The organism is Marinobacter sp. NFXS9, assembly GCF_040148665.1.
Classification (GTDB): Bacteria; Pseudomonadota; Gammaproteobacteria; order Pseudomonadales; family Oleiphilaceae; genus Marinobacter_A; species Marinobacter_A mangrovi.
The window spans coordinates 85,489-101,280 of the sequence record NZ_JAGDDW010000011.1 but is presented as its reverse complement, the minus strand read 5'-3'; the positions used below and the strand labels follow the sequence as shown (position 1 = coordinate 101,280).

The window sequence follows — 15,792 nt, the reverse complement described above, 5'->3', positions numbered from 1 at the left end:
CCGCCGTTCAATGGCGCAGGAGGGCGTCCAGCTCGTCGATGACCTCGGCCCAGTCGGAATCGTCGTCGATGCCTTCATGCAGGAAGGACGATTGCGCGGCGTTCCAGAACGGCGCATCGGCCAGAGCCGTTTCCCGGGGGAGCGGAGCATGCTTGGCAATAAAAGCCTCGATACTGCCTGGATCGGCCGGCAGGCCAAGTTGCTCGAACAGCGTCTCCAGAGTGTGCTGACTCGTGTCCATGATGCTAAAGTCCTCTGCGTCGGTGGCCGTCGTGCCCACGTTAAGGCTTCCCGTTTAAATCTAGTCAAACACCCGAGGATATCCAAGTGATGCGCATCCTGGCGCCCGCTCTCCTGATTGTACTGTGCCAGTTGCTGGGGGCGTTTGCCCAGGCCGACCCGCTTATGGATTCGCCGCAACCGGTACTCGGGGCCGAGGATCTGGCCTGGCTGGGAAAACAGGACACGTTGCGCATCGGAATTGCCGGTCAGCGCAAGCCGCTGGCCTACCTGGCGACCGATGGCGACATGGTGGGCACCTATCCCGCCTTTGCCCGGTTGGTGGGCGGCAAGCTGGGCGTGAAGGTCGAGTTGGTGCCCGGCGCGGCCATGACGTTGGAGTCCCGTTTGCGCAACGGTGAGCTGGACGCCCTGGTCACCACCGTGCAGCCGGCAGTCAGCGCGCCCGATCTGCGCTTCACGGAAAGCGTCATGACCCTCAACTACGGTCTGTTTGCCAATGCCCAGGACGCGTCCGTTCAGCGACTGTCCGATCTGGAGCGCAAGCGGGTGGCGCTGATCGCCGGGGACAGCCACCAGTACACGCTGCTGGATTCGATCCAGTCGTTCCGCCCGATTCCGGTGCGGTCGGTCAGTGAGGCGGTGAACAGCATCATCAATGGACGCGCCGACGCGTTCTTTGCCCCTATGCCGGTGATCTCCGACTATCTGCGCGCCGGCCTGATCGACCAGATTTCCCTGGTCACCGTTCTCAACAGCCAGCCGGCCGAAGTAGCCTTCGCTGTTGCCGGCGACAACGCCCGGCTGCAGCGGGTGCTGAACGCCGGCGTGGAAGCCATTACCGGCAGTGAGAGCCGGGCAATCCAGGGCAAATGGATGTCTTTCGAGTTGCCCGGTGTGGACAACCAGAATGAAGTGACTATCACGCCGGACGAGCAGGCGTGGCTCAAACGGCACCCGGACCTGCGGGTCGCCTTTCGCAAGGACTGGCCGCCGTTCGAGTTTACCGAGGACGACCGGGCCACGGGCCTGGTGCCGGACCTGGTCGGCAAGCTGGGCGACAGCCTCGATACCCGCTTCGCCACCCGCCAGATCGACGACTGGTCGAAGGCGGAGAGCATGCTGCAGAACGGCGACATCGACATCCTGCCGGCCCTGCCGCGCACGCCCCGTCGCGAGAAACTGTTCCTGTTTACCCGGGCCTACCTGAGCCTGCCCATCGCCATGGTCATCCGGGACGACGGCCGGTTTATCGGCGACCTGCGGGAACTGCGTGACGAGCGAGTGGGCGTGGTGCGCCAGCAGGCCAGCCATGAATACCTGCTGATCAACCATCCCGAGCTCAACCTGTATCCGGTGGATAACCTGGAAGAAGGGCTGTTGGCCCTGTCCAACGGCGATCTGGATGTGATGATCACCCACATACCCGGGGTCAGTTACACCGTCGCGCACCTGGGCCTGTCCAACCTGCGCATCACCAGCATTACGCCCTACCAGTACGAGCTGCGCCTGGCGGTCCGGCGCGATGAGCCAGAGCTGCTGCGAATCCTCAACAAGGGCCTGGGCGCCATCGAGAAGGACGAATACGACAAGATCTACAACCGCTGGATCCACCTGGATATCGAGCAGGACATCGATTACACCGTGGTGCGCCGGGTGGTCCTGATTGCTGTGGTGGTGGTGCTGATCTTCCTGTACTGGAACCGCAAGCTGTCGCGGGAAGTGGATGAGCGGATCCGTTCCGAGGACGCCCTGCGCCGCAGCGAGGATGAGCTGCGGGCGGCCAAGCTGGAAGCGGAGAAGCTGGCCCGGGAAGCGGAGTCGGCCAACCGGGCCAAGAGTGAGTTCCTGGCCAACATGTCCCATGAAATCCGCACGCCGATGAACGCGGTCATGGGCTACAGCGAATTGCTGGAAGGCAGCGTGACCGACACCCGTCAGCGGGGCTATATCGAGTCCATCAAGGCCGGCAGCCGCAGTCTGCTGACCCTGATCAACGACATCCTCGACCTGTCACGGATCGAGGCGGGCAAGATGCGCCTGGAGTTCGGTGCGCTGGACCTGAAACGGCTGCTGGAAGACGTGCGCCGGATCTTCGAAATGCGCGCCAAGGCCCGTGGCCTCACCCTGACCGTCTCCTTGTCGGAGGACATGCCACGGGCCATGGTGCTGGACGAGACCCGGCTGCGCCAGGTGTTGTTCAACCTGGTGGGCAACGCCATCAAGTTCACCCACGAGGGCGAAATCACCCTGACCGCCCACACCGAGCGCTGTCACAGCGACGATGCCGGCGAAGACTGCCAGTTGGTCATTGAGGTACGCGACACCGGTATCGGCATTCCCGACGACCAGCAGGCCCGGATCTTCGATGCCTTCGAACAGCAGGAAGGCCAGAGCAACCGGCAATACGGCGGCACCGGCCTGGGGCTGGCGATCAGCCGCAAGCTGGTGCGCATGATGGGCGGTGAATTGAGCGTCCACAGCGTTCCGGACGAAGGCTCCTGCTTCCGCGTGGTGCTGCACGATGTGGAGACGTCGACCACCGGTCCGGACACGCAATCCGAGGACAATCCCGGTTTTGTCTTCAGGGACGACGTGGTCCTGGTGGTTGACGACAACCGCATCAACCGGCAACTGGTGCGCGACATGCTGGAGCCGGCCGGGCTCAAGGTGATCGAAGCCGAGGACGGCGGTCAGGCCCTGAGCGTGGCCCGGGAATGCCAGCCCGGCGCCGTACTGATGGATATCCGCATGCCGGTGATGGACGGCTTCACCTGCCGCCGCACTATGCACGAAGACGAGGCACTGGCCCACATTCCGGTGATTGCCCTGACCGCCTCTGTCATGCCCGGCGATGCCAGCCGCATCGAGGATGCCGGGTTCGATGGTTTCCTGCAGAAGCCGGTGAGTCGTTACGTGCTGATGCAGGAGCTGGCGCGCTTCCTGGATCATGACTTTGAGGCGGTTGACGGCGATGCGGACGCCGGCGCCGATCGGGAAGAAGTGGTGTTGCGCCCGGTCACCAACCCCTACCAGCGTCGTCGGCTGTCCCGGGACCTGCAGGCGCAGTTCGCCTCCGACTGGGAAGGCATGCGCGGCAGTGGCGATCCGGAGCAGTTGGCCACCTTTGCCCAGCAGGTCATCGAGTGGGGCAAACGCTACGGCGCGCTGGACATTGTGGAATACGGCCGTGACTTGTTGGCCGACGTCGACGCGTTCGATCTGGACAGTGTCCACGATCGGCTTGAGGCCTTCCCGGATTTGCTGGCGGATGACCCGCAGACGTCCTAGGCCCGGGTGGGCGGATCAGAGGCAGTCGTATTGGGACCGGCGGTCGAACGCCACGGACACCATGTCGTAACCCTGGTGAGTCAGGCGCTGCATCAGGTCATGGTCGCGGATCATGGCCATGCAGATGGTGTGGATGCTCGCCTGCAGGCTGCTGTCCGGCGGTTGCTGCTGGAAGCGGAAGTCAACGATCAGGTATTTCTTGGCGTAGTTGGCGCTGTCGGGGATGTCGTCCCGGTTGACGCTGGTGGCGCCGATGTAGGTGGGGCCGTCGGTCTGGAACAGGCTGCTCATCAGCAGGTCGATGTTTTCGGCGCGCGCAGAGGCACTCAGGACCATGGCCGCCAGGAATCCGGTGCCTGCCAGCAGCCTGGAAAGGGCCGTCATATGGATTTTGGTGCGCGTGGCCATCACTGATCCCTGCCTGAAATGTAACGGAATGTTAAGCGATGTTACGGTGCATTATGGCAAACCGATGCGGGTTTGCTTAGTCCTTGCGCACTCTTTTTTCAATTGTTTGCAATGGCAACGTCATGTCAGGGCCCGTCAGGACTGGCGTCTCTGCCACGCCAGCCACCCGGCTGACCAGACGGTGGCCAGCGCCAGGGCGCACAGTGTGCCGACGACAATCCCCAAATGCGGATACAGCAGAGCCACGGCCACCGTGTGGGTAATCAGCGAGCCCATACCCGCCGGGTAGTGTTTGACCAGCGTTTGCGCCGGGGCCGGGCCATGCTGCCAGAAGACAATCGCCAGCAGCGGGAAGAAGGTAATGGGGAAGGCCGCAAGGACGCCGCTCAGCGTGGTGCTGCCCCAGTACGCCGCCGATGTCACGCCCACGACAATCAACCCGGATATGATGCCGCGCAGGATATGCACGCCCCAGCCCGGCGGCCGGCGCAGCGTGATCGCGGTGTCCGCCAGATGGCGCATGAGCCGGTGGGCGACGATGGTTGAGAGAACGCTGATCGGCAGGGCCGCCCACAGGGGCAGATCCAGCAGCGACAGCGGCAGGGCGACCGCCAGGAACGCCAGCAGCGACAGTGCCAAAGTGTTCAGTCGGTGCTGACTGGCGCTGGCGGCGAAGGCCAGCGCCAGTGCCTGGGCACCGATAAAGCCGAGCAGGGTGCCTCGTGCCGCGTCCGCCGCGTAGGCCGGCCCCTGCTCAAACCCGAGGAAGAACAGCGCGACGCCGGTCCCCAACGGGAAGCCGGCCAGAACGCCGGCCACCCGGGTACTCACCCGCTCGGCGAGCCAGGCCAGCGCCAGGACGGTGACCAGCGTGACGACAACTTTGATCAGTAGCAGAAGCATGCGGTACTCCCCCGGCAAGATACGGCTCAATGCCCCAAAATGAGGCAAATGCTACGTCAATCCGGAAGACAGGGGAACGACTTTTCGCCCGCAGGCCGGTGCGGCTTTGGCGGTTCTGCCGGATGCGCTAGGATGGTAGAAAACCACGGGGCGGGGCGTTTCCGCGGCGATGTATTTCAGTGGAGGAGCAGTCATGTATCAGTTGGTATTCCAGGGCGAGTGCACGCCCGGTACGGATCAGCAGTCGGCTCGCGCCAACGCCCGGGCCCTGTTCAAGGCCTCGGTGGAACAGGTCGAGCGCATGTTCAGTGGTAAGCGGGTGGTGATCCGCAACAAGCTGGATCAGGAGCAGGCCGAGAAATACGTGGCGGTCCTGCACAAGCACGGCATGGTGGCCTATGCGGAGCCGATGAGTGCGGCTGGCGAAACCCCTGAGCCGGCATCCCGGTCTGCCCGGCCGACGCCAGAGGCGTCATCCAGACCGGCCCCGGCGCCCGCCGAGCCCACTCCAGCACCCACCGAACCGCCGCCCGCGCCGACGGAGACGGCCGATGACGCGGGCGGAGGCGTCAAGGTGGAACCCGGCGACCGCCCCAATGTGGCCGGCGAAAAAGTGGACAGTATCCTGGCCCATTCCAGCCTGCAGGTCGCACCGGCCCACGATCGTCTGAGCGAAACCCACGAAGTGGAAGCGCCGATGTTCGAGCACCTGGACGACTGGACGATCGCCCCGGCCGGTTCCACCCTGGTGGAGCAACGGCAAGAGATACCGCCGGTCGTGCCCGACATTTCCCATTTGTCACTGGCCGATGACGAGAAAGATCGCCAATAATACCCGCCGCATCTGAACCGGCAGCGTCCCGGATGAGACGTTTGCCGGTCAGGACGCCGCTGATCGGATCCACTGTTCAAGCCCGGGTAGGGAGCTCCCCGCGTGTCGAGAATCATCACTGCCTTGCTGTTGTCTGCCTGCGCCTTTTCCGTAGGCGCCCAGGCGCTGTCGGACGACGCGCCGGGTGAGAAACGGCCGGTCGTGGCTCTGGTTCTCAGCGGTGGTGGCGCCAAGGGAATGGCCCACGTAGGCGTGCTGAGGGCACTGGAGGAAATGCATGTGCCCGTCGATATCGTCGTCGGTACCAGCGCCGGTTCTGCGGTGGCGGCCCTGTACGCCCTGGGCATGGACGTGGATGAGATCGAGGACCGCTTCATCGAGATGGATTGGGTCTCCAGCTTCCAGGACAGTCCGGGGCGAGCCTACAAGCCGGTACGGCGCAAATTCGACGACTGGCGCTACCCGGTCGATCCGGGCATCGGCCTGAGCAGCCGGGGGTTTACCGTCGGGCGCGGGCTGGTGGCCGGACAAAACCTCGGTTTTATCCTCAACGAACTGACCCGTAAGGCGGCCCTGGTGCGGGATTTCGATGACCTGCCCCTGCGTTTCCGGGCTGTGGCCACGGATCTGGGCACCGGCAAGGAAGTGGTGCTCAGTCACGGCTCCCTGGCCCAGTCCATCCGCGCCAGCATGAGCATTCCCGGCGTCTATGCACCCACCGAGATTGACGGCAAGCTGCTGGTCGATGGCGGCATTGCCAACAACCTGCCCATCAGCGTGGCCCAGTCCATGGGGGCGGACGTGGTGATTGCTGTGGACATCAGCGACGCCCTGCAGGATACGGAAAAGCTGACCGGCGCCTTTTCAGTGGTGGGGCAGCTCACCACCCTGATGACCCGCCGCAACGTGGACGACCAGTTGGACCGGATGGGCGACGGCGACGTGCTGATTCGTCCCGACCTGGAAGGCATGACATCGGCGGACTTCTACGACGCCACGCAGATCATCGAGATCGGCGCTACCGCCACCCGCAACAAGGCCGTCAGCCTGAACCACCTGAGTGTCGATGCGCCAACCTGGGCCGCCTACGAAAAACGCCGTCAAACCGCGCGCTTCACGCCGGAGCGCATCGCCAGCATTCGCATCGACGACGATTCCCGGCTGTCCCGTGAATTCCTGCGCTCGCGGATCCGTCAGGAGCCGGGCCAGCCGCTGGATGTGGATCAGTTGGAGGATGACCTGCGGCGCATCTATGGACTGGGTTATTACGAGACGGTCAGCTATTCCCTGGAGCCGGGCGACAATCCGGGCGAAGGGGCCGTCCTGGTCATCGATGTGCAGGAAAAAAGCTGGGGGCCCAATTACCTGCGCTTTGGCCTGTCCTATGAAGACAATTTCCAGGACGAGACCCGATTCAACGTAGCCGGGTCCTACCAGATGACCGAGCTAAACTCCCTGGGTGCGGAGTGGAAAACCGGCGTGCAATTGGGCACCGAGCCCTACGTGCGAACGGAATGGTTCCAGCCGCTGGACTACGGCTACCGCCGTTTCGCGCTGGTCGGCGGCCAGTACAAGCGTGACAGCTACTCGGTGTTTGACGACAGTGGGGATCGCGTCGGCAAAATTGAGCTGGAAGAGAGCTCTTTCGATCTCAGCATGGGCATGGAGTTGGGTGCCGAGGGCGAGGTTCGGGCCGGCTATCGTCGTGGTGTGGCGTCGGTGGAGGATGAGCTTGGGGAAACCAACGACTTCAGTGATCGCGTCAATCAGGGCGCCTGGACCCTGCAGCTGACCTTCGACACCCTCAACGACCCGTTCCTGCCCAGCAACGGCGGTTTCTTTGGCCTGAATGGCCGCTTCGAGCGTCCCGGCATCGGGGCCGACCGCAATTTCGACCGCACCACCATGCTGGCGGCCAAAGCCGGCGAGTGGGGCGACCAGGTCGTCGTCGGCCAACTGTTTGCCAGCGCGGTCACCAAAGGCGAGGCGGGGGTGGAGAACTACGTGTCCCTCGGCGGCTTCCACCGGCTGTCGGCGTACGCCCGCGGCGAAGTGACCGGCCAGGACGCGGCCCTGCTGAGCCTGTACACCTACCGTCGCTTCGGCGGTCCCATCGTGCCTTTCTTTGCCGGCGTCAGCTACGAGGGGGGTAACGGTTGGCAGGACATCGGCGATGCCCAATGGTCGGACGTGATCCACTCCTACGGGGTGTTTGCCGGGGTCAACACCTTCCTGGGGCCGGTCCAAATCTCCACCGCCTGGGCGGATGACGACCACTGGGCCGGCTTCCTGACCGTCGGCTATTCGCTGGAAAGCCTGTTTATCGGACTATAACCGGCGCCACCAGAATCAGGCGTTCCTGGTCGCAGGGGCCGTTCAGTGGCCGCTCCAGGATAGCGCGGTACTCACTGCCCTGGTCCGCCTTGTCCGGCACCTTGTGGTGGACGATATCGTCGCCGGGAAAGAACTGCCAGGTGCCGATGTCCTCCTCCCGAGCCAACAGCGACGCGACGCCCCGGGTTTTACTCCAGGCGCACAATGCCGGTGTCGGGGCGGTTTTCTGCTGAGTTTGGTTGGAAGGCGTCGATGGCGACGCCGCTTCCGGTTGTCCACTGGGTTCTTCCGGGGTCGGCGTCGGCGTGACCGGCCGCGCCGGTGGCAACGACTCCGGCGATGGGGTGCTGGAGCAGCCGGCCAGGGTCAGCAGCAGGAGGATCAGCAGTCCGGAGTTGGCGCGGTGATCAGCGGGCCACATCATCCCGCGGCTGCGTATTTTCGATGTAGGAGATGACTTCCTCGCACTGGCGTGCGGCGTAATCCTGGAGGATACGCTCAAGCCGCGCCTCGTCCCGCTGCTTGATGGCATCGATGGATTCGCGCATGTGCGCGAGGTTATCGAGCAGCACCTGCTGGTTGGCGTGCTGGAACGCCAGGAAGGCGCAGCGCTTGGCCGACGGCCAGAGATCCTTGATCGCTTCCAGGATGAAGTAGTTGTCGGCGTAGGCCAGCGATGCCTGGGTGTACTCGATACCCAGATCGAGGAAGCCCAGCAGGTCACTGCGTTGAAAGCATTCGTCCATGCGCGCATAGAGGGACTCGAGTTTCTCCATGTCCTCGGGTTGCCATTGGCGGGCCAGTTTACGCCCTGTGTGGCACAGGTAAAGCTCCAGCACTTCATACAGACTGCGCACGAAGTACGCATCGAGCTCTGTGACGAACGCGCCCCGGCGCGGCACGTTGCGCACCAGGTGGCGCTTCTCCAGCAGCAGGAGGCCCTCCCGGACCGACCCGTGGCTGACGTCCAGCTGCTTGGCCATGGCGCTTTCATAGATGCGCTCACCGGATCGCAGCTGACCAAAGGCGATCATGTTCTCGATGTGCTGGGCGACCTGTTCGGTCAGGGTTTCACGGGGTTTGAATGGCTTCATGAAGGACTTCCGGGTAATTCGCGGCGACCGGTCGCAGTGACGCCCGCCAACATGGGCACCAGGCATTTGCGCCGCCATAACGGCACAGTGCGCTTGGCGCTATGCTCTCACATTGCCTGAGAACTGCAAGCGCTCAGGGAACCTTGCTTCAACACCTCAAAGAACCGGTGCAAGCAGTCGTGCCGCTCGACAGGCCAGGCGAAACACCATGGAACGTTGGCTGTAGTCCTCCGGCGTCATCGGGCGGCACTGGCGCAGGTCGGCTTCCAGCATCCGGCGCACATCCCCAATAAAGTCGCTGTCAGTGACTACCGCGCAGATCTCGAAGTTCAGCCGCATGGATCGGTTGTCCAGATTGGCCGTGCCCACCGCCGCGTATCGATCGTCCACCAGCACCACCTTCTGATGCATAAAGCCGGGCTGGTAGCGATAGATGCCGATGCCCGCCTTGGAGGATTGCACCAGGTAGGAATAGGCCGCCAGGCGGACCAGTTTGTGATCGGGGTTTTCCGGAATCAGGATACGCACATCCACCCCGCGCAGGGCGGCCAGCTGCAGCGCGTTGACCACCTGCAGGTCCGGCACGAAATAGGGGGAGGTAATCCAGACGCGTTGGCGGGCGTTGTTGATGCAGTTGAGGAAGAACAGGGTGCCCGTATCAAACCGGTCCGCCGGACTGGTGGGAACCACCAGCACTTCCTGGTCGCTGCCAGGGCAGGGCTGGGGTGACCAGTTGAGCCGGGGCAGGTCGTTGGCAGCCCAGTACCAGTCTTCCACGAACGCCAGCTGCAGCCCCATCACCGCGGGGCCTTCGATGCGGCAGTGGGTGTCGCGCCAGGCCAGATGGTCGGTGAGGGTGCCCAGGTACTCATCCCCCAGGTTGATGCCGCCGACAAATCCCACGGTGCCGTCGCACACCAGCAGCTTGCGGTGGTTGCGGAAGTTGATCTGGAAGCGTCGTCGGCGGACGTTGCCGTCGCCAAAAGCGGCCACCCGGGCGCCGGCCTGGGTCAGCTCCTTCAGGTAGTTGCGGGGCAGCCACACGCTGCCGATGTCGTCGTAGGTGAAGTAGACCTTCACGCCCTCGTCCAGCTTGCGCTTGAGGATCGATTTGATGCGCTGGCCGACTTTGTCCGAGCGGACGATGTAGAACTCCAGCAGGATATAGTGCCGGGCGTTCTCCATGGCATCGAACAGCGCCTCGAAGGTCTCCTTGCCGTCTTTGAGTAGGGTGCAGTGGTTGCCACGGGTGAACGGCTGGCCTACGAGGCGTGTCAGTACCCGCAGCTCGGGACTGGGGTCGGCGCTGTCAGGAATCCGTGTGAGTTGATCCTCTTCACTGAATACGCTGAGCAGTTGGTTCAGGGCCTCGTCGCCGGAACGTCTGGCCTTGATGTAGCCGGCAAAGCGGTTGCGGCCGAACAGGAAAAACAGCGGCAGGGTCAGGTAGGGGAACGCCAGCAGGGCAATGATCCAGGCAATGGCGCCCTGGGCCGTGCGGTAGTGGAGCAGGATGCGAAGGACGCAGAACAGCGCCAGGCCGTAGACGACCAGCAGTGACAACGTGAGCAGTGTGGGATCCCACATGCGCCGAAAACTCCCTGTTTAGTGGCGGGCGCGATACTGCGCGGGTGATTCGCCAGTCCAGCGTTTGAAGGCCCGGCTGAAGGCGCTTAACTCCGAGAAGCCTAACAGAAAAGCGATCTCGCCCAGAGCGTAGCGGTCCGAGGCCACATAACGCAGGGCCTTGTCCTTGCGTACGTGCTCGACCAGTTCCTGGAAGCTCATGCCCTCTTTCTTCAGGCGCCGGTAGAGCGTCTGGCGACTCATGTGCAGTTGCTGGGCGAGGGAGTCGGCGTCGATACGCTCGCTGGCCATCTGCCGGGATATCAGTCGCCGCACCTTGCGGCTGAAGCGGCGCCGGGTCTGCAGTCTGGCCAGCAGGCTGTTGACCTGCTTCAGCATGGCCGAATGCACATAAGGATTGCGGTGAGGAATCGGGCGGTCCAGGTAGTGGGCGCTGAAGGCCAGCGCCATGGCTGGCTCGCCAAAACGGATCGGGCAATCCAGGATGCGGCGGTATTCGTCCGCGTAGGCCGGTTCGGGATGGGCGACCCGCACCCAGGCAATGTCCAGCTGAGGATGGATAAAGTGACGCGCCCGGCTCACCACAGCGGCCAGGGTGCGATCCATGTCCTGGCGGCAGTAGAACTCGGGCTGGTCGGCCTCCCAGGTCAGCACCGCCAGATCGGCGGTCTGTTCCAGCTTGAGATGCACGGATTCGTTGATCAGCCGATGCAGTCGCACGTACTGCATGACGGCATCGCCCAGGGTATCGCAGTTGAAGAAAACGTGGCCGACCAGGCCCATTCGGTCGGGATCCACCACCTCGCCGGCATGCAGGCCGATGGCTGCGTCGCCGGTGACCTGTTCGGCGTGTTGCCAAAGACGGTAGTGATGACAGGCAGGCAGACGCAGGTCCGGGTTCGCCAGTTCCGCGAGCGGCAGACCGAGCAGGGACGCAACGGTGTTCTCTTCGAGGAGGTCCCGGGTGTCCAAGTAATGCACCAGGCCCAGAGCGGTGGAGGCCGTCACCTGCGGCTCCTGCGGGGTCACGTCGGATCGGGCTTGGTGGGTCGGCATGAGTCTCGTTTTTGTCGTTGGGTGTTACCAAATGTCAAACAGTTGGGTCAGGGTGTCAACGTCGAGTGCGTTAAGAGGCGTTAAGCTGGAATGGAATTCATGGGTAACTGACATTGTCAGGAGGTGTTTGGGATGGATCTGCAGATTTTTGTTCCGCATACCGAGCAGGAACGTCGTAACTGCGAGGCTCTCAAGAACTATCTCAACAGCATCTACTATTGCTAATCCCTTCGCACATCGGCCGCCAATAGGCGGCCTTTTTTTGTCTTCTGAAATGGCCGACTCACTAACCCGCCAGTCCGGTAATGCTGTCCAGCGGCTGAGAGCGTAGCCACTGTTTTTCGCTGCGTTCCAGAATGCCTTCCATGCGGCCCAGCCGGGCACGCAGCGCAGCGGCGCCGAACCGACGGCTGGCGGCCACATCGAAAGCCAGTCCGACACGGGCCTGGTTTCCCTCCTTGGCCACATTGACCACGTCGGCGAGCACACGGCTGACCACCAGATTCTCGCCAGCCATAGCCAGTTCGATCAGCAACTCGACCTGATCGCCTTCCCTGAATGTGTCCGTTGCCGCGGTGACAGCGACGCCTTCCCGTGTAAAATCGTGGCCCTGAATAGGGCGATAGCGGGCAAGCAGACGCTTGCGCGGTCGCCAGGCCAGATTCAGTTCCGTTGCCGGTAGCCGGCGAAAGCGGCGCCTGTCGCGGGGACTGATTCGTCTCATAGCTTGGGTGTACTCCGGTTGTCGGTGAGGGCATCGGGCCTGAATGCATTATGGTCCATTCTGGCCGTTCCGTTCTGTGACTGGAGCGGCCAAACTGACGGGATCCAGCGACGCAAAGGTAAGCGGTAATGGAAAAAAACAGAGTGTTCGATCTGGATGCCGGGTTTCTCGATGACGAATTGCTGGCGGCGCAGATGCGCCTGCTGGTGGGGCTCGTCAGTACCGACCGCGGCCGCAGCGCCGGTGATCGGCTACCGGCAAACTGGTTGGGGCACGAGGATGCCCTGACCTTGCGCCTGAACCAGTTGATGGGCGAAATGACGTTGCGCGGCCACGCTGTGCCCGGGCAGGTGGCGGTGACCGGCGAGGCCATTATTTGGCCGCCGCTGGATGCCGCGTCACTGGCCGCGGAAATCCGCTACATCACGGCCCGGGCCGAAGCCGGCCAGCGTGGCCGGATCCGCATGCCGCGCAACGATCACGAACTCTGGGCCACCTACAAGTACAGCCTGCTGGCCCGCAACCGGCAGGCCTACGAAAGCTTCGGTCGGCGCGTCGCGGCCCGGTCTGCACCGCTCGAGACCCTGTGGCTGGCCCTGGTCAACGCGTCCCGGGTGGCGCCGCCGGAGGGCGGCATCCGCAATGCCCTGCAGCACATGTGGGGCTACGTCTCCGACCAATCCAGCATGAGCCCGCAGATGGACGACCTGGATGCCCTGGCCGCGGACGTGCAGCAACTGGCCCTGCAACATGAGGTATCCTACCTGCTCAATTCGACGGCGCTGGGTGAACTCCGCGCCTGGCTATAAGGAGGCTGACTTGAGCCTGGATTTGCACCACCGCGTGACGGGCGAGGGCGAGCCCCTGATCGTCCTGCACGGTCTTTTCGGATCCCTGGAAAACCTCGGCGGCGTGTCCCAGCGCCTGGCGGACAGCTGCCAGATTCACGCCCTCGACCTGCGTAACCACGGTCGCTCGCCGCACACCGATGCCATGGGGTATCCGGCCATGGCCGACGATGTCCTGCGCTACATGGACAAGGCTCACCTGGAACAGGCTTCGGTACTGGGGCATTCCATGGGCGGCAAAACGGCGATGGAGCTGGCCCTGGCCCATCCCGACCGGGTCGACCGCCTGATCGTGGCGGACATCGCGCCGGTGGCCTATCCACCTCACCACGACGACATCATCGAGGGCCTGACCAGCCTCGACCTGGCCCGGGTGACCTCCCGCGGACAGGCCGACAAGGCGCTGGCGGAGTATGTCCCCGTGACCCCCGTGCGGCAGTTCCTGCTGAAAAACCTGGTGCGTGACGGGGAAGGCGGGTTTGCCTGGCGCCTGAACCTGGACGCTATCCAGGACCATTACGAACAGATTGCCGCCGGTCCAACCGCCGAGGGGCCTTTCGATGGTCCGACCCTGTTCATCAAGGGTGGAGACTCCGACTACATCGGTGAGGGGCAGCGCGAAACGTTCGACCGGTATTTCCCCAAAGCTTCCCTGCGCATCATTCCCGGCACCGGCCATTGGCTGCATGCGGAAAAGCCGGATCTGTTCACCAACCTGTGCCGACGCTTCCTGGACGGTGAGTTTGACCCCAACTGATCGGTAGCGCCGGCGCAGCGTCTGCTAGGGTTTAAAGGCCGGGTAGTCCAACAACAAGGAGCTTTCATGCGTTGGGTGTATGCAATCTGTGTGGTCCTGTTCCTGCTGATCGGCGGCTTCCTGCTGACGCCGTCACCGGTCGATAGCCGGGCCTGGACGCCGCCGCCGTCTCCCGGATTGTCCGGCCGCACCGCACCCAATGAATTGCTGAAGCAGGCGGAACTGATCGCCCAGGGCCAGGTCTACGGGCCGGAAGACGTGGCTGTGGACAAAACCGGGCGCGTCTACGGCGGCACCCAGGATGGCAAGGTGGTGCGAGTGTGGCCGGACGGTCGCGTGGAAACCTGGGCCCGCACCGGAGGGCGTCCGCTGGGGCTGGCGTTTGACCGCAACGGCAACCTGATTGTGGCGGACGCCTACAAGGGGCTGCTCTCGATCACGCCAGACGGCGTTATTCGTACCTTGTCCCGGGAAGCCGAGGGGCTGCCCTTCAAGTTCACCGACGACGTGGATATCGGGCCGGACGGGATGATCTACTTCACCGACGCCAGTTCCCGCTTCGACCAGTCCGAATACCGGCTGGACTTGCTGGAGATGCAGCCCCACGGGCGCCTGCTGCGCTACAACCCGGCCACCCGCAAGACCGATGTGCTGTTGCGCAACCTCCATTTTGCTAATGGCGTGGCGGTGGCCAAAGACGGTAGTTTCCTGTTGGTTAACGAAACCTGGAAATACCGCATCCTCAAATACTGGCTGACCGGCCGCAAGGCGGGCACTGCCGAAGTGTTTGCCGATAACCTGCCGGGCTTCCCGGACGGCGTGGCAGCCGACAGCCAGGGGCGCTTCTGGGTGGCGTTGCCAACGCCCCGCAACCCGACGGTGGACTGGATGCAGCCGCACCCCTGGATCAAGGAGCAGGTGGCCAAGCTGCCCGACAGCCTGCAGCCGCCGGTGCAGGAATACGGCCTGGTCATGGCATTTGACGCCGACGGCAAGCTGCTGGCCAGCCTGCACGACACCACCGGCCATCATCTGCAGGAGATCACCTCGGTGGAGCCGCACCTGGGGATGCTGTATTTCGGAACCCTGCACAACGATCGCATCGGACGGCTGCCCATCAGCAGTATTCCGGCCCTGAACAAGGAGACATCGCCGTGAGTGACGTGCCCGACCTTATCGAATGGGATCTCCCGGACCCGTTTATCATGCCCATCGTGGTCCAGCCTGAAGACGTCGATCGTCTTGGCCATGCCAACAACGTGGTCTACGTACGCTGGCTCGAAGAGGTGAGCTGGGCCCATATCGAAAGCCTGGGCATGACCTGGGAGCGGCATGAAGCGACGGGCCGCGCCATGGCCATCACCCGCACGGAAATCGATTACCTGGCCGCTGCCAACGAAGGCGATCACCTCTTGCTGGGCACCTGGCTGGTCGATTTTGACGGCCGCTTCCGCTCGGCGCGCCGTTTCCAGCTGGTGCGCCAATCCGATGGCAAATCCCTGGTGCGGGCCAAGTCCAGCCACGCCTGTGTGGATCTCAAGACCCAGCGCCCGGCCCGGGTGCCCAAGGAATACGGCGACATCCTCGGGCATGCCGTGGTGACTACCGAATAAACCGGATTCTGCTACGCTTGCTGAAAAGCAGGTGTCCGCCCGCCTGGAAACCGGCCGTCCCGTAGCAATCTGCGGGTCCGGCGTTTCCCAACGCCGCATGGGAGA

General features: G+C 63.5%; 15 protein-coding genes. 7 read left to right on the top strand and 8 right to left on the bottom strand.

Going from position 1 to position 15,792, the window contains the following annotated elements:
* Window positions 1–7: 7 nt before the first annotated feature.
* Window positions 8–241, bottom strand: a complete 234-nt coding sequence (locus J3364_RS16440) for a DUF2789 domain-containing protein (protein WP_349559333.1) — start codon at window positions 239–241, stop codon at window positions 8–10.
* 89 nt (window positions 242–330) lie between these two features.
* Here J3364_RS16440 and J3364_RS16435 point away from each other — a divergent pair, with 89 nt between their 5' ends.
* A complete protein-coding gene (locus J3364_RS16435; RefSeq protein ID WP_349559374.1) occupies window positions 331–3,531 on the top strand; it encodes a transporter substrate-binding domain-containing protein in 3,201 nt (1,066 codons plus the stop codon).
* Between the two features lie 15 nt (window positions 3,532–3,546).
* Here the strand turns inward: J3364_RS16435 and J3364_RS16430 are convergent, their stop codons facing one another.
* Both J3364_RS16430 and J3364_RS16425 read right to left on the bottom strand, forming a co-directional pair.
* A complete protein-coding gene (locus J3364_RS16430) occupies window positions 3,547–3,939 on the bottom strand; it encodes a hypothetical protein (protein WP_349559332.1) in 393 nt (130 codons plus the stop codon).
* Between the two features lie 135 nt (window positions 3,940–4,074).
* The gene (locus J3364_RS16425; protein ID WP_349559331.1) at window positions 4,075–4,842 is read right to left on the bottom strand and encodes a hypothetical protein; all 768 of its coding nucleotides are present in this window, start codon (window positions 4,840–4,842) and stop codon (window positions 4,075–4,077) included.
* 193 nt (window positions 4,843–5,035) lie between these two features.
* Between J3364_RS16425 and J3364_RS16420 the strand changes: the two genes are divergently transcribed.
* Both J3364_RS16420 and J3364_RS16415 read left to right on the top strand, forming a co-directional pair.
* Window positions 5,036–5,674: a hypothetical protein gene (locus tag J3364_RS16420; protein ID WP_349559330.1), complete on the top strand. Its 639-nt coding sequence runs from the start codon at window positions 5,036–5,038 to the stop codon at window positions 5,672–5,674.
* Between the two features lie 102 nt (window positions 5,675–5,776).
* Window positions 5,777–8,008 carry a patatin-like phospholipase family protein gene (locus J3364_RS16415; RefSeq protein WP_349559329.1) on the top strand — a complete coding sequence of 744 codons (2,232 nt, stop codon included), beginning with the start codon at window positions 5,777–5,779 and terminating at the stop codon, window positions 8,006–8,008.
* On the opposite strand, the gene J3364_RS16410 is transcribed toward J3364_RS16415, so the two are convergent.
* The 5 genes from J3364_RS16410 to J3364_RS16390 form a co-directional block, all read right to left on the bottom strand.
* Window positions 7,995–8,432: a hypothetical protein gene (locus tag J3364_RS16410; RefSeq protein WP_349559328.1), complete on the bottom strand. Its 438-nt coding sequence runs from the start codon at window positions 8,430–8,432 to the stop codon at window positions 7,995–7,997. The two genes, J3364_RS16415 and J3364_RS16410, sit on opposite strands and share 14 nt — an antisense overlap.
* Complete coding sequence (locus tag J3364_RS16405; protein WP_123636424.1) at window positions 8,416–9,102, bottom strand: GntR family transcriptional regulator; 687 nt, start codon at window positions 9,100–9,102, stop codon at window positions 8,416–8,418. Before J3364_RS16405 ends, J3364_RS16410 begins: the two co-directional genes overlap by 17 nt.
* Window positions 9,103–9,258: 156 nt before the next feature.
* Complete coding sequence (gene cls, locus J3364_RS16400; RefSeq protein ID WP_349559327.1) at window positions 9,259–10,689, bottom strand: cardiolipin synthase; 1,431 nt, start codon at window positions 10,687–10,689, stop codon at window positions 9,259–9,261.
* An 18-nt stretch (window positions 10,690–10,707) separates the two neighbouring features.
* Window positions 10,708–11,745 carry an AraC family transcriptional regulator gene (locus tag J3364_RS16395; RefSeq protein WP_349559326.1) on the bottom strand — a complete coding sequence of 346 codons (1,038 nt, stop codon included), beginning with the start codon at window positions 11,743–11,745 and terminating at the stop codon, window positions 10,708–10,710.
* Between the two features lie 286 nt (window positions 11,746–12,031).
* On the bottom strand, window positions 12,032–12,469 hold the full coding sequence (locus J3364_RS16390; RefSeq protein WP_349559325.1) for a PilZ domain-containing protein: 438 nt from the start codon (window positions 12,467–12,469) through the stop codon (window positions 12,032–12,034).
* A 128-nt stretch (window positions 12,470–12,597) separates the two neighbouring features.
* Between J3364_RS16390 and J3364_RS16385 the strand changes: the two genes are divergently transcribed.
* The 4 genes from J3364_RS16385 (at window position 12,598) to J3364_RS16370 (ending at window position 15,687) form a co-directional block, all read left to right on the top strand.
* Complete coding sequence (locus J3364_RS16385; RefSeq protein WP_349559324.1) at window positions 12,598–13,278, top strand: DUF1722 domain-containing protein; 681 nt, start codon at window positions 12,598–12,600, stop codon at window positions 13,276–13,278.
* Window positions 13,279–13,288: 10 nt separating this feature from the next.
* Window positions 13,289–14,074 carry an alpha/beta fold hydrolase gene (locus J3364_RS16380; protein ID WP_349559323.1) on the top strand — a complete coding sequence of 262 codons (786 nt, stop codon included), beginning with the start codon at window positions 13,289–13,291 and terminating at the stop codon, window positions 14,072–14,074.
* Between the two features lie 66 nt (window positions 14,075–14,140).
* A complete protein-coding gene (locus tag J3364_RS16375) occupies window positions 14,141–15,232 on the top strand; it encodes an SMP-30/gluconolactonase/LRE family protein (protein WP_349559322.1) in 1,092 nt (363 codons plus the stop codon).
* A gap of 47 nt (window positions 15,233–15,279) precedes the next feature.
* Window positions 15,280–15,687 (top strand): acyl-CoA thioesterase, encoded by a 408-nt coding sequence (locus J3364_RS16370; RefSeq protein WP_502882525.1) that lies wholly within the window; start codon window positions 15,280–15,282, stop codon window positions 15,685–15,687.
* The last annotated feature ends 105 nt before the right edge of the window (window positions 15,688–15,792 follow it).

Bases quoted from the DNA above. Each gene is read 5' to 3' on its own strand.
- J3364_RS16390 (WP_349559325.1), bottom strand. From the start codon at position 12,469: ATGAGACGAATCAGTCCCCGCGACAGGCGCCGCTTTCGCCGGCTACCG.
- J3364_RS16420 (WP_349559330.1), top strand. From the start codon at position 5,036: ATGTATCAGTTGGTATTCCAGGGCGAGTGCACGCCCGGTACGGATCAG.
- J3364_RS16425 (WP_349559331.1), bottom strand. From the start codon at position 4,842: ATGCTTCTGCTACTGATCAAAGTTGTCGTCACGCTGGTCACCGTCCTG.
- cls (WP_349559327.1), bottom strand. From the start codon at position 10,689: ATGTGGGATCCCACACTGCTCACGTTGTCACTGCTGGTCGTCTACGGC.
- J3364_RS16435 (WP_349559374.1), top strand. From the start codon at position 331: ATGCGCATCCTGGCGCCCGCTCTCCTGATTGTACTGTGCCAGTTGCTG.
- J3364_RS16405 (WP_123636424.1), bottom strand. From the start codon at position 9,102: ATGAAGCCATTCAAACCCCGTGAAACCCTGACCGAACAGGTCGCCCAG.
- J3364_RS16440 (WP_349559333.1), bottom strand. From the start codon at position 241: ATGGACACGAGTCAGCACACTCTGGAGACGCTGTTCGAGCAACTTGGC.
- J3364_RS16375 (WP_349559322.1), top strand. From the start codon at position 14,141: ATGCGTTGGGTGTATGCAATCTGTGTGGTCCTGTTCCTGCTGATCGGC.
- J3364_RS16410 (WP_349559328.1), bottom strand. From the start codon at position 8,432: ATGATGTGGCCCGCTGATCACCGCGCCAACTCCGGACTGCTGATCCTC.
- J3364_RS16395 (WP_349559326.1), bottom strand. From the start codon at position 11,745: ATGCCGACCCACCAAGCCCGATCCGACGTGACCCCGCAGGAGCCGCAG.
- J3364_RS16430 (WP_349559332.1), bottom strand. From the start codon at position 3,939: ATGGCCACGCGCACCAAAATCCATATGACGGCCCTTTCCAGGCTGCTG.
- J3364_RS16370 (WP_502882525.1), top strand. From the start codon at position 15,280: ATGCCCATCGTGGTCCAGCCTGAAGACGTCGATCGTCTTGGCCATGCC.
- J3364_RS16385 (WP_349559324.1), top strand. From the start codon at position 12,598: ATGGAAAAAAACAGAGTGTTCGATCTGGATGCCGGGTTTCTCGATGAC.